The sequence below is a fragment of the Shewanella sp. GutDb-MelDb genome, from assembly GCF_002836075.1.
Classification (GTDB): Bacteria; Pseudomonadota; Gammaproteobacteria; order Enterobacterales; family Shewanellaceae; genus Shewanella.
Genome location: NZ_PJBM01000234.1, coordinates 16,795 through 31,481 on the forward strand (window position 1 = coordinate 16,795; position 14,687 = coordinate 31,481).

At 45.3% G+C, this 14,687-nt stretch carries 7 protein-coding genes; 3 read left to right on the top strand and 4 right to left on the bottom strand.

What is annotated here, in order from left to right; all coding sequences use genetic code 11:
- Positions 1 to 383: 383 nt before the first annotated feature.
- On the top strand, positions 384 to 2,906 hold the full coding sequence (locus tag CXF82_RS14400; protein WP_102044430.1) for a PKD domain-containing protein: 2,523 nt from the start codon (positions 384 to 386) through the stop codon (positions 2,904 to 2,906).
- Positions 2,907 to 3,018: 112 nt separating this feature from the next.
- On the opposite strand, the gene lysS is transcribed toward CXF82_RS14400, so the two are convergent.
- Both lysS and prfB read right to left on the bottom strand, forming a co-directional pair.
- Positions 3,019 to 4,521 carry a lysine--tRNA ligase gene (gene lysS / locus CXF82_RS14405; protein ID WP_102039314.1) on the bottom strand — a complete coding sequence of 501 codons (1,503 nt, stop codon included), beginning with the start codon at positions 4,519 to 4,521 and terminating at the stop codon, positions 3,019 to 3,021.
- A gap of 12 nt (positions 4,522 to 4,533) precedes the next feature.
- A protein-coding gene (gene prfB, locus CXF82_RS14410; RefSeq protein ID WP_180961075.1) for a peptide chain release factor 2 occupies positions 4,534 to 5,632 on the bottom strand; the annotation gives its coding sequence in 2 pieces (ribosomal slippage) (positions 4,534 to 5,556 and positions 5,558 to 5,632; 1,098 coding nt in all).
- A gap of 317 nt (positions 5,633 to 5,949) precedes the next feature.
- Here prfB and CXF82_RS14415 point away from each other — a divergent pair.
- Positions 5,950 to 6,951 carry a pentapeptide repeat-containing protein gene (locus tag CXF82_RS14415; RefSeq protein WP_102039313.1) on the top strand — a complete coding sequence of 334 codons (1,002 nt, stop codon included), beginning with the start codon at positions 5,950 to 5,952 and terminating at the stop codon, positions 6,949 to 6,951.
- Between the two features lie 761 nt (positions 6,952 to 7,712).
- A complete protein-coding gene (gene fdhF / locus CXF82_RS14420) occupies positions 7,713 to 11,987 on the top strand; it encodes a formate dehydrogenase subunit alpha (protein ID WP_102044431.1) in 4,275 nt (1,424 codons plus the stop codon).
- Positions 11,988 to 12,087: 100 nt separating this feature from the next.
- Here the strand turns inward: fdhF and chrA are convergent, their stop codons facing one another.
- Both chrA and CXF82_RS14430 read right to left on the bottom strand, forming a co-directional pair.
- Positions 12,088 to 13,269, bottom strand: a complete 1,182-nt coding sequence (chrA, locus tag CXF82_RS14425) for a chromate efflux transporter (protein ID WP_102044432.1) — start codon at positions 13,267 to 13,269, stop codon at positions 12,088 to 12,090.
- 108 nt (positions 13,270 to 13,377) lie between these two features.
- A complete protein-coding gene (locus CXF82_RS14430; RefSeq protein WP_102044433.1) occupies positions 13,378 to 14,553 on the bottom strand; it encodes a glycerol-3-phosphate dehydrogenase/oxidase in 1,176 nt (391 codons plus the stop codon).
- Positions 14,554 to 14,687: the final 134 nt, after the last annotated feature.

Consider the following 14,687-nt stretch of genomic DNA (forward strand, 5'->3'; position numbering starts at 1 on the left):
GATGGGGCTTAAGGATCATGCACAATGACAATGTAAAGCAAACACATTGGTTCGGAGTGGCTAATGCTATTGCTGATATTTATGCGTAGTCATCTCAAATGAGACGGTTACATGGCTATAAATTATTAACCAGTCTAATGGCCAATAGTAGGTGATATCACTATAGCGATAACGTCATTGAGTCATTATCTCTTTTTTAATAAAAATAAGATCAAGAAGTATTGATTTTTAGTTATAAAAATGTAAATTCGTTACGGTTATTTACACATAGTAACCTCAAGACACTGCATATTTATTGCAAGTGCTTAAAAAGGAATTCAAGCAATACCCAATCTTTATGTAGGCAATAGGTTTACCAATAAAAATTATTATAAAGGTAACGTATGTCTCAAAAAATATTAACTTCCTTGGCTGTATTTCCTCTTACATTAGCCTTAACGGCTTGCGGTGGCGGCGGAGATGAATCCGCACCCACTCCTCAGAACCAATTACCAAAAATAGTCCCTATTACAGGGCTGACAATTAAAGAGGGGTTATCGCTCACTATCAACGCTAATGCTACCGATAGCGATGGCAGTATCGCCAGCTATCAATGGCAACAAACGGCGGGTATTACGGTGCAGATGGCCGATATCGATACTGCCAGTGTAAGCTTAACGATTCCCACTGTAGACGAAGATCAAACGGTGACATTCAAGCTTACGGTCACAGACAATGATGGAGCAACCACCTCAACTTCAGTCAATGTAAAACTGCTCAACAACTTAGCGCCAACGGTGAATATTGCAGCGCTGACTCAAGTTGATGAAGACAAAACTTACACTATTACAGCCACTGTAACGGATGAAGATGGTGATATAGCTGCGACACAGTGGCAGCAAGTATTAGGCAGCGCAGCGGTACTTTCTGGTGAAATGAGCGACACACTCACCATAAAAATGCCTAAGGTTGCGCAGACTGAAGCTGGGCAGCTTAAATTTGTCGCCACCGATGACAGTGGTGAAACCACTGAGTTACTGCTTGATTTCACTCTCAACAATACCCACCACAATATCGAGCTCTCAGGTAATGCCAATAACAATGGCGCTATCGTTAGCGATAGCAGTATTACATTAACCCTTAATGAGCAGAGTTTTGTCACCACAACCGATGCCGATGGTAATTATGTGTTACCTGTTGATATCGATATATTACAGCAACAAGGTTCCTACAAATTAAGCGCCGATGTGGCTCAAAACCCACTAGTACGTACAGGTCTAATTGCCGAGTTACTGCAAAATATCAATCAAGCTGAACCTACATCCAATAAAGCGACAGTGCAAAAAGTAGCTTCCCTGCAACAGGCTGCAGCAATAAACGGCAATGTACAGGCCGATCTCAACAGTTTAACCACCGCAGACTACCTGTATTTAATCACTCTTTTTGGTAATAGCGACTTTATTACTGATGCAAGCGTTGATGCAAAAGTGCTAGCCGCACGTTATAAAAATATCGACACTGAGTTGCTGTTAGAGATAGCAACAGCATTGAGTTATGCCGCGGATCAAAACCAAACAGTACCCACCAGCAATGGCATGGTAGGGCTGCAGGAATACTTAAGCGGTATTTATGCCGATGACGCCGGTAAAGCGCTGTTTGATTCGTTGTTAAGTCATCAAAAGCAACACACTGGCAATAAGACGAATGACTTCTTAGCCAATGGTAAAACCTATTACGCCACCTTAGCCAGCGCACCAGGTACCGTTAGATTAGGGCTTCCATTTAACTTATCCTACACGTTTGCTGAGGACGGGCTTTTCACACAACAGAATCTTGACGAAATCACCACAGCGAGTTGGTCAGTTGATGGGAGTGGCATTGTAGTTGATACCTCATCTTGGTCAACCCAAGTTCAGTCTAATTGGATAGAAGGGATCCAAGATCCAGCCACTTGTACCTATACACCGATAAGTAAACGTTTTGAGATGATAAAAGGCCGCTTTAAAGGTGTGCAACAAGCTGTCGAAATCTTTAAGCGTCATCGAGTGTGCGTAGATAGAGATAATGGCGCTGAGGTTGCCAACGAAATCATCGATGAAGAGATGTATTTCACTGCCTTTAATATCGATGACGTAGAAGCTTGGCAAGAGAAAGATCTACTGGGGCAAGCTATTGTATTTGAACACTACTCTGATAGCGCGTTGGCATTAAATCGTCTGCAAAACACATTACCTGCAATGACCTATCAGTTCGATGATAATGGCAGCGGTTCGGTGTTGGAAGATAACGCTAATTTCACTTGGCTTATCGATGCTGATGGCGTGTTAACAATGAGCTTTAGCGACTACAGCATCCGCTGGTTAAAGCTGTTTGATGATCGCTCTGATCGTAAAGGTGGCGCATCGGTATTTGCCCTGTATGAAAAAGGCGAAATCAATGTACAGTACACTAATATGGCGACGACACTATCAGCATCGAGCTGGCAAGCCAGTGATTTCGTGGGTAACTGGGATCATGGTTTTAGCAGCAGTCAGCCCAAATATGATGTAATGGGTTACGGGATCAAATGGGAGCTGTTAGCCGACGGTAGTGCGAACCTAAAAGCAACCTCTGTAGATGGCAGCATTTTGTACAAAACAACGCCCCTGCATTGGTATATGGAGAACAACCAAGTGGTTCTATACCGTTCACTTGAATGGTTAAATGGCAACCCAACCAGTAGTAATTGCGATCCTCGTAGCGATAGTAACTGCTTCTATCGTCAGTACAGAAGTTGGCAGTTATTAGGTCAACATGGTAATCGCTATTACGTGCTTGAGTCTCTCTATGACAATGGTAATCCTTGGCAAGATGGTCCATTAGCACTAGAAGATATTGCTGTGCATCACCGTACTAATTTTTATCAGCCATTCAAAAAAGGGCAGTAAACTTAAAATAGGCTTCAAACATTGAGCTTTTAAGCCTTTTAAAGCATAAAAAAACCAGCCTGAAGGCTGGTTTTTTGTTTTACTCAAAGAGTAAAAAGTTTGCTACTAACGATTAAGCTTCAGGGCGCATCGCTGGGAACAAGATCACGTCACGAATAGTGTGCGTGTTAGTAAACAGCATAACCAAACGGTCGATACCGATACCTTGACCTGCAGTTGGTGGTAAGCCGTGCTCTAGTGCGCGGATATAATCTGCGTCGTAGAACATTGCTTCGTCATCGCCTGCATCTTTCGCGTCAACTTGCGCTTTAAAGCGGCTGTCTTGGTCTTCTGCATCGTTAAGCTCAGAGAAACCGTTAGCCACTTCACGGCCACCGATAAAGAACTCAAAACGGTCGGTGATGAAATGGTTTTCATCGTTACGACGTGCAAGCGGTGAGATATCAGCAGGGTAGCCAGTAATGAACGTAGGTTGCATTAACTGAGTTTCAGCTGTTTCACCAAAGATCTCTTCAAGTAGCTGACCACAAGTCCAGAACTTCTCGATTTTCATGCCAAGGCTCAGAGCCAATTTACGCATAAACTCAACGTCTTTAACTTCTTCATAAGTCATAGACTGAATCGTTTCGTTGTCTGGGTTGTACTTCTTAATCGCATCCAACATGCTCAAACGAGCATATGGGCCACCGAAATCAACAGTATGCTCACCGTACGGAAGTTGTGGAGAACCACAAAGTTCAGTCGCGATAGAACTTAGCATCTCTTCAGTAAGATCCATTAGATCGTTGAAGTCAGCGTAAGCCATGTAGAATTCCATCATAGTGAATTCTGGGTTATGACGTGGAGACAGACCTTCGTTACGGAAGTTACGGTTAACTTCGAATACACGCTCAAAACCACCAACCACTAGACGCTTAAGGTATAGCTCAGGTGCGATTCGCAAGTACATCGCCATATCTAGTGCATTATGGTGAGTTTCAAACGGACGTGCAGTAGCGCCACCAGGAATGCTGTGCATCATTGGTGTTTCTACTTCCATGAACTCTTTTTTAATCATAAAGTTACGGATAGAAGAAACCACTTTAGAACGCATAATGAAAGCATTACGTGATTCTTCGTTAACGATTAAGTCAACGTAGCGCTGGCGGTAGCGTGTTTCTTGGTCTGACAATCCGTGGAACTTTTCAGGCAGTGGACGCAGTGCTTTAGTTAGCAACTGGTACTGTTCCATGTTCACGTAAAGATCGCCTTTACCTGAAAGGTGTAGCTTACCAGTGACACCTATGATGTCGCCGATGTCTAAACCTTGGAACGTCGCTTTAAGATCTTTTTGAACATCTTTACCTGCATAGGCTTGGATGCGGCCAGAGACATCTTGGATAACCAAGAATGGGCCACGCTTAGCCATAACACGGCCAGCAATTGAACGCTGAATGTCCATGCCTTCAAGCTCTTCTTTGGTATAACTACCATATTCAGCTTGAATATCTGCCGCTTTATGTTTTCGATCGAAGTTGTTCGGGTGACCGTTTGCTGGGCAGTTCGCGCGAATGTGATCTAACTTGGCTCGGCGTTCCGCAATTAACTTGTTCTCATCTTGTGTTTGTTCAGTCATCTTCTTCTCTCGTTAAAGGCCAGATTTAAGGCTAGCTTCAATAAACTTGTCCAGATCGCCATCTAAAACGCTCTGGGTATTTCGGTTTTCAACACCGGTACGTAGATCTTTAATACGTGCATCATCGAGCACGTATGAGCGGATCTGACTGCCCCAACCAATATCTGATTTGGCATCTTCGGCGGCTTGCTTATCAGCGTTTTGTCTGAGCATTTCTAGCTCATACAACTTCGCTTTTAACTGTTTCATCGCAGCATCACGGTTCTTATGCTGCGAACGGTCATTCTGACACTGCACGACAGTGTTAGTGGGCACGTGAGTAATACGAATCGCTGATTCAGTCTTGTTCACGTGCTGACCACCCGCACCCGAGGCGCGGTAGGTATCAATTCTGAGATCCGATGGATTGATATCAATCTCAATCGAGTCATCAAGCTCTGGATAAACAAATACCGAGCAAAAAGAGGTATGACGCTTACCTGATGAATCAAACGGTGACTTACGCACTAGACGGTGTACGCCAGTTTCAGTACGCAGTGAACCAAAGGCATACTCGCCGGTAAACTTAATGGTGGCGCCTTTAATACCGGCAACATCACCATCAGTCACTTCAATCAGTTCAGGTTTATAGTCGTGAGCATCGCCCCAACGCAAGAACATACGCAGCACCATATTGGCCCAATCTTGCGCCTCAGTTCCGCCAGAACCTGACTGAATATCTAAGTAACTGTTTGATATATCGTGTGGACCTGAGAACATGCGGCGGAATTCGAGTTCCTCTAACCGTTTCTCAAGATCATCTAATTCTGTACTGGCATCATTGAAGGTGTCTTCATCGTCCTCTTCAATGGCAAGTTCTAGCAATCCTTGAATATCTTCTAGACCGCTATCCATATCGTCGATAGTTTTAACTATCGCTTCAAGCGACGCACGCTCTTTGCCTAGCGCCTGAGCATTTTCTGGATTATTCCAAACTTCCGCGTTCTCAAGTTCTCTGCTAACTTCTTCTAGACGCTCACTTTTAGCATCGTAGTCAAAGATACCCCCGAAGAAGGTCGGTACGGTCAGCGAGCTCCTTGATTTTGAATTTAACTGGATTTACTTCAAACATGATTTAATCAACTTTTTAATTAATTTTACTGACGACAGATAACAGCAGAAAGAATCCGCGTCTATCGTCTCAATTATCAATAGATACACAGCCGACTATTTTAACCCATGCATGGGTTGAAACCTAGCTGCAAAAGCAATCAAAACCGCAATTTTATTCAACATTTTAAACTTAGGTGACATAAAGCCACTTTCAGCCCTCTATTCTGCCATTTAACAACAACGAGCAAAATAAGAAAACGGTGAATTCATTTGCAAAATCTGCAAATAAACCACTCCATTACTATAATAAAAATACCGTTAAAGATTGAGGCGATTATGCCATTGATCCAGCCATCACATGAACAAGCTCTGACATGTCGCTATCATGAAGACAACGTCCATATTTGCCACGAACCTGCCGGTGATTCGGGGTTATGTTATTGGCATGATCCTAAATTTATTAAGAATAGGCCTGAAGATATTCAACTGCTTGAACTGTATGCAAACCGCGGTGGTCAACTCAGGGGCATCAGTCTCAACCACGCTAAACTCGCCGGAATTGACTTAGTACGTCACCATCAAAAAATCGGCTATGACCTTAGTAACGCCGAACTCTATCGCGCCGATTTAAGCGGCGGGCACCTGTTCAACATAAACTTCAGTAACGCCAGCTTGATGAAAGCAGACCTGCGGGAAGCCAATCTGCATTGCGCTAATCTTAGTGGCTGTAATTTACTCGGCATAAAATGGGTCGGAGCTAAGATAGAAAATATGCAAGCAGGCAACGTCTTACGCCAAGAAAAGCTGGCTAGTGTGGCGGAGCAAAATGGCCATAAAGAGCAAGCATTGGACTACTTTCAACAAGCTGAAGAGATCTATCGCGATCTACGAAAAGCCGCTGAACGTGAAGGCCTGTTCGCCATGTCTGGCAAATACATTCGTAAAGAACTCACCATGCGTCGCCACCAAATGCCTAAGCGTTGCCTTAAACGCTTTCTTTCAAAAGCAATTGACCTATTCTGTGGCTATGGCGAAGCCCCTTTAAGAGTCATTGTCTTCTCGCTTGCACTGATCCTTTTCAGCGCTATCCTTTATTTTTTCACAGGTCTAAACTTTGATGGTGAGATACATCAGTTTAATTTAAATAATAGCTTTTACAGTAACTTAATTGTTTTCCTTAACTGCGTATATTACTCGGTAGTGACCTTTACCACCCTCGGTTATGGCGACTTTACTCCGATTGGCATTTCCCGCGCCATTGCCGCTTTCGAAGCCTTTACCGGCAGCTTTACTATCGCGTTATTCGTAGTGGTATTTGTAAAAAAGATGACCCGCTAAGGAAGACAAGAACAGCCTTCTTGTTCGAGTCTTTATTATAATTGGTGAAGCACCACTGCGTTGAGCAAGCACAGCTTCATTAGCTCAAAAGGCTAATGCGCAGCTAACAAACTTTGGGACAAAAGTGCGTTACCTTCAGGCAAAGGCGGTTCCAATGACCAGCGGTCGGCGTATGCGCAGATACTTCCGTGACACGCTACAAGTCCATCCTTGGAAGCTCGGCCATGACATCCATGTAATGGACGGTCACGGCCGCATCTACACTGGTTTCTAAAAGCGCAAACTCTCGGTATCTAAGTTTTTAAATTTGAAAACCCAACTCTAGAAACCTACCTCTTTACTAACAAATAACACCAATTTTCCCCGTTGGAAATTTTGCTTTTTAAATTTCGCCGGGGCGCTGAGGGATTACCAAGGGGCGCAAGCGCTTTGTCCCTTGGTTCGGGGGTGGGCGAAGCGCCAAGACTTACCTCGGCCGTAAGGCCGCATAAGCAGCCAAGTCAAACACAAACCCTACCTAGCTCACACTTACAAACCTACACCCACAGGTTAGTGCACATTTCCATCAGCCTTTGTGAATTCACTAGCAAATACAGCAGAAAAATAAGCGCCAATTTCTGCGTAAAAAAAGTGCGAGGGTATACTCAAAAGCATCAAGTATCGTCGAGTCCATACTCAGAGCGCGCACTTTGACAATCGAGGCTTAGCGTCTCAATAAAATGTCGAAAGCTGTGAACCTCAATAACTAAAAGGCCCTTGCGATGAAACAAATACGTATTGATGGCATAACCCTTACTGCCAATCAACAAGATACCCTACTCGATGTAGCGCTTAACGCTAATATCGCGATCCCCAATTTGTGTAAAAGCCCTGCAAGCTCACTGGTCACCAACACTAAGCAGCACTGTAATCTCTGCCATGTTGAACTTAAAAATGCAGATGGCAAGCTCAACACCGTTCGCGCCTGTGAAACCAAAGTCGCTGATATTGACTCACAATATATTGACGTTATCACTCAATCAGCCGCACTCAGTAAACAGCGTAAAGCCGCGTTACACACCATATTATCTGACCACTTTGCCGACTGCGAAGCACCATGCCAAACCGCTTGTCCTGCGGGGGTCGATGTACAATCTTACCTGCACCACATAGCACAAGGCGACCACCGCGAAGCGGTTAAAGTGATTAAGCAAACGCTGCCACTTCCTTTGTCGATTGGTCGTGTCTGCCCCGCTTTTTGCGAAACAGAATGTCGACGTGGTCTGGTTGACGAACCCGTGGCTATTCGACAGCTAAAACGTCACGCAGCGGATCTGGACATTGAAGGTGATGCCCCTTACGTGCCCCCTAAAAAGCCGGCCACCGACAAAAAAGTCGCCATTATAGGCAGTGGCCCAGCGGGAATATCAGCAGGTTATTACTTGTCGAATAATGGCCATGATGTCACGGTATTCGAGTCCATGCCGCAAGCTGGAGGTTGGTTAAGATACGGCATTCCAGAGTATCGTTTACCTAAAGCCATTCTGGATAAAGAGATTGATCTGTTATGCAAAAATGGTCTGGATATTCAGACTAATGTTCGCTTGGGTCGAGATATTCATTTAAACGGTTTACTGGCCGATTTTGATGCCGTTTGTCTGGCAATTGGTGCTCAAAAAGCCGTGCCAATGAACTATTCCGGTATCGAACTCGATGGGTGTTATTTAGGCGTTGACTACCTTAAAGATTATTGCACTGAGAAGGCCTATAAAACAGGCCAGAAAGTGGCCGTTATTGGCGGCGGTAATACCGCCATCGATTGCGCTCGCACGGCAAAACGTGATGGCGCAGATGTGACCTTAATCTATCGTCGTACTCGCGATGAGATGCCAGCAGAGCCTTATGAAATTCATGAAGCTGAGCAAGAAGGCATTAAGTTTCATTTCTTAACCAATCCAATTGAAAACCATAGCGATGATGCTGGCCGAGTTAGTCAGGTCACATTCGAAATAATGGCACTCGGTGATGCCGATGCTTCGGGTCGTCGGTCGCCAAAACCCACAGGTGACACCTTTGTTGAAGCCTTTGATACCGTGATCCCTGCGGTTTCGCAAACACCAGACATGAGCTTTTTAAATCATCCAGACAGCAAATTAGCGACCGGTGAAGTGGCGCTGACTCGATGGAATACATTTGAAGGCTGTGAACATACGATGTCTGCTGGGCTTTCCGCAGGACTCGATAAACTGTTTGTCATTGGGGATTCTCGAACAGGACCCGCCACTGCCGTTGCTGCTGTTGCCGATGGCAGAAAAGCTGCCGATGCCATTGAAAAACTGCTGACACAAGGGCTGACTTGTGAGCTTGATAAACAGCTATTTAACTCCAGCAAAGCCGCCAAAACGAGCCAATTAGCCACGCTTGGCACCGATGCGCTTTACCCCGATACAGAGCAGCAATTACGCAGTAAAATGCCAGAGCTTGCAAAGCTACAACGCGCGCTTAATTTCAGCGAAGTAGAACTCGGTTTTGCTCCCGATGAAGCGATGAAAGAGGCGGCTCGTTGTCTTGAGTGTGCTTGTCAGGTCAACACCGACTGTAAACTGCGAGATTACGCCACCGAATACAAGGTCAAGGCAGTAGAGCTCGATAGTCAAAATGCCCAGCATTTTAGTGTCGATACCAGCGCACCCTTTATCACTTTCGATGCCAACCGCTGTATTAGCTGCGGCGCCTGTGTTGAAACCTGTAAAGGAGCCAGTGGTCACAATGCTATCTGTTTTGAAAAAGACCATTACCACGCACTCCCCTTTTCTACGGACACAGCCCAGCGCAATGCTCCGAGAGTGGGCTTTAGCGCCACCATGAATGACAGTGATTGCGTACAATGTGGTAACTGTGTGCAAGTTTGCCCAACGGGTGCTCTGGTCGATTCTCGCGATAAGACGCAGGGATTAACCGCTGAGCTTAAGCAACCATTGGAAACGGTCTCAACTATTTGTACCTATTGTGGTATTGGTTGCCGTGTTGAGATGCATGTCGATAAACAAAAGAATCAAATTCGCCACATCAATGGCGATAAAAACTCCCCCGTCAACGCTGGTATGCTTTGCGTTAAGGGCCGTTTTGGTTTTGACTTTGTCAACAGTGACAAGCGCCTAACAACGCCACTTATTCGTAAAAATGGCGTGCTAACACCAGCCAGCTGGCAAGAAGCGATTACGCATATTGGTAATCAATTTAGCAAAATTAAAGCCGTGTATGGGGCAAAATCAATAGCGGGTTTGTCATCGGCCAAGGCCACCAACGAAGACAATTTTCTATTCCAGAAACTGTTTCGCAGCGTTATTGGTAACAACAATATCGATCACTGTGCTCGACTTTGCCATGCATCAACAGTTACGGCGCTCCGCGAAAGCATAGGCAGCGGTGCCATGACCAATGACATTCCCAGCATTAAAGATTCGGATCTAATATTTATCATTGGATCCGACACTGAAAGTGCTCATCCCATTATTGCTTCACATATTAAGCTGGCAATAAAGGATCATGGTGCACGCTTAATCGTTGCCGACCCTAAAAGAGTCTCAATCGCTGATAAAGCCCAGCTTTATGTTGCGCAAAAGCCAGGCACAGATGTGATGCTGTTGAATGCAATTATGCAGCAGATTATCAAGAATGATTGGCATGATTTAGACTATATTCAACAGCGTGTCGATGGCTTTAGCGACCTTTTTGATGAAGTGATGAGCGATGACTATAGCCCTGAAAATACTGCAATAATCACCGGGGTAAAAGCAGAAGATATCGTTGAAATTGCTCGTTTCATTGGCACCGCTAAAAAAACCGCTATTTATTATGCGATGGGGATTACCCAACATACTTCTGGCCATGACAATGTCACAGCAATCTCTAACTTACAGTTACTTTGCGGCAATATAGGGATGAAAGGCGCTGGTATAAACCCTCTGCGTGGCCAAAGTAATGTACAGGGCGCTTGCGATATGGGCGCGTTGCCTAATTACTTTAGTGGTTATCAAAAACTGGATGACCCGTTAGTCCAAATGCGCTTTAGAAAAGCTTGGGGCAAAGACGATCTGCCATCAGAGATAGGAGTGTCGGCCACCGAGATGATGCAGGGGTTGACCCATGGTTCACTCAAAGCCCTATATGTCATGGGTGAAAACCCAGTACTGAGTGACCCAGACCAAAAACATGTACTTGCAGGTTTAAAGGCCTCAGAGTTCATCGTAGTACAAGATATTTTCTTAACCGAGACTGCCGAGCTTGCTGATGTGGTATTGCCTGCCGCTGCGTTTGCAGAAAAGCTAGGGCACTTTACCAATACCGAACGCCGAGTGCAGCAGCTACTCCCAGCGGTGACTCCTCCTGGAGAGGCCAAGAACGACTGGGAGATAATTCAACTTATTGCCAAACAAATGGGTGAAGACTGGCATTATCAAACAGAAAGACAGATCTGGCATGAGATAACCGAAGTCACGCCGCAGTATCGTGGTATTACTTGGAAAATGATCGACAGTGAAACGGCCAATGGTCGCCAAGGATTGCAGTGGCCTTGCCCAGCTGAAGGTCACCCAGGAACGCCAATACTGCATAACAAGCAGTTTACCCATGGCAAAGGCCAGATGCGCCCAGTGCAATATAGACTCCCGGCTGAAATGCCGTGCGCTGAATACCCACTGATACTGTCTACAGGGCGCTTACTCGAGCAGTTCCATACCGGCACACTCACCCGTAAAACCCCGGGGCTTAATGAGCTTGGCAAGCCCAGAGTGATGATCTCGGTATTTGACGCAGAGCAACTGCAAATACACAACGGCGACAGACTTAAGTTGTCGACCCGGCGTGGTGAGATTGAGATAGATGCGTTTGTGACTAAACGTGCGCAAGCCGGTGTTATCTTCTTGCCATTTCATTTTGCAGAGTCCGCAGCCAATAAACTCACTATTAATGCCTTAGATCCCGTTGCCAAGATCCCAGAATTAAAAGTGTGCGCTGTAAAAGTTGAAAAGGTGATGGTAGTCGAATCAGCCTAGGGGCTGATATCGCCACTGAGCGATTACTGATATCAAAAAGCCGCAGAGAATATCTGCGGCTTTTTAGTAGCACGATGAACGCTTACGTTATCATTTAACGTTAAGTGATGACCGCAGAAATTAAGCCACCAGAAATTGCAAAACCCGCCACCAGAATAAAGATGTTGGGCTTGAATATTTTAAACAGACCAAAACCTAATATCACCAGTGCCATATCCAATGGCGACAGTACAGCACTGCTAAAGATTGGGTTATAGAGGGCCGCTAACAAGAACCCCACCACACACGCATTAACTCCGGCGATAGCCCCCGTTATCTTAGGTCGACTACTAATCGCATGCCAGCTTTTAAGCGCGACTAACATCAACAAAAATCCAGGTAGGAAAATCGCTAAAGTCGCCACGAGTGCACCAACTAACGGTTGCGACACCCAAATTTCAGCACCGAGAAAGGCCGCCAACGCAAACATAGGTCCAGGGACTGCTTGTGCCAAGGCATAACCCGTTAGAAACTGATCGTTATTGATGGTGTCACCAATACTCGATTGCAGTAAAGGCAAGACCACATGCCCGCCACCAAACACCATGCTACCCACTTGATAAAACTGACTGAATAACTCGGTAAGATTGCTAATTCCTGCTTGCGTAGATAGGCCTATTGCCACTAAAGATGCGATCAGCAAACCCGCGAAAAGACTCAACCAAAAGAAATTCAGCTGCACAGGTGCTTGTACTGGAGGATGTGTATCGCTGTCGTCAGTCGCTGAGAGGTAATAGCGGCCAATAATGGCAGCGATTACCAATAGTGAAAATTGAATCAGCATTGCAGGTTGCAGTAAAATCACCACGCAACTAAATACCATCAATAACTTCGCTTGTTTACGTTGGCAAAATTGCTTAAACATAATCAAGATGGCATCAGCCACCACCACCACGGCCAACAACTTAAGGCCATGTATCACGCCTTGATCCATTGAATAGTCCAGCCATTGACTGCTGGTTACCGCTAATAAGAAAAGTAAAATAAACGACGGCAGCGTGAAACCTAAAAAAGCAGCAAGGCCGCCTAATAAGCCGCCTCTATGATAACCAATAGCAAAACCAACCTGGCTCGAACCTGGGCCAGGCATAAACTGGCTTAGCGCCACCAGACTGGCATAGTGCTTATCATCAAGCCATTGCAGCTCCTGCACAAATGTCTGTCTAAAATAGCCTATATGAGCCGCTGGCCCGCCAAACGAGATTAAACCAAGAGAAAAAAATCGAATAAATATCTGTAGCATGGTCAACTTCCAAAGTGAAAACGGCCAAAGAATATGACATAAAGATGACAGTTTAATGAAGCGCCCAGCACAAAGCTAAATTAGTTTTAGCGACAAAGCTTAATGGGCTTAATCCAGTTGCAATTGATTGAAGTCTGCCAATGCATTACGGCTGCCAATATGCGACTCAAGCCATCCAAGCACTTCGACAGCGGTGGTTCGATAAGTCGTCAGTTTGCCACCATAGAGTGTGAGCAGATGCGGATGCGATGAGCTGGTTTGCTGCAAAGTGTCACGGGGGCGATCAAACGCATTTCCTTGCTGCTTTGGCAGCACTCGCACTCCACAGAAGGTTTCCAAAATACGAGATTTCAGACTGTCGACATCCCCCATAGATGGAAAATAATGGCCATAAATACCCAGTAAATAATCCACTTCGGATTCAGTGGGCGTTGGTCGTCCCGTCATTTCATCAAGCACGACTTCGGTGGTGCCAATCAGTGTTTTGCCATTCCATGGCATCACAAAAACAACCCGTTTATCGAAACAAGACTCAAGATATAAGATGCCATCGTTTGCCGCTATATCCAGTAATAAATGGCTACCTTGCACCCATTCGATAGGTACTGGTGACACGACAGGCGTCACACAATTAAGTACATCATTAACCCAAGGCCCAGCGGCATTCACCACCGCAAGCGCTTCGACTTCATGTTGTTGCCCTTGGCATTCATAACGCACAACACAATGTCTTTTCTGGTGCTCTATTTGGATACATTTAGCATGTTCAAGTACATATGCGCCCATACTACGCGCATTTTTCACCACAGATTCGGTGAGTCGTTTATCGTCTGTTTGCGCGTCCCAATACTGGTAAAGCGCTTTAAGCCCGTCAAGTTTAAGCCCCTTTATTTTTGCCCAATGCACTGACGGAATAGACTTAAATTGGCCTAGAGAATCAAAATTGCTCAGCATCGAATATAAGCTTAGCCCCGCTCTTATCGCTATAGAGCTTCTGCGACTATCTTCATAAACAGGAATGTAAAACGGAATAGGATTGACTAAAGAGGGCGCGAGTTTTAACAGTGCCCGACGCTCTGCAAGAGATTGCCTCACTAAAGCTAGCTGGCCAGTCTCTAAATAACGTAAGCCACCATGAATAAGTTTGCTGGAGTTAGCAGAGGTTTGACCGGCAATCACGCCCTTTTCCAATAACGTGACACTGTATCCCGCTGCAGCCGCACACTGAGCAATGCCTGCACCATTAATACCACCACCAACAATAACTAGATCAACTGCTGACATTTCACCTCCTTATGTAAAACCTAACCTACTTGGCATCGAACTTAAGTCGCAACTAACATTCTCGCTTCCTTGAGTATTATCTGAATTGCCGGCAGTCACAACTATTAACCGCATTACCATTCATCTCAAACGGC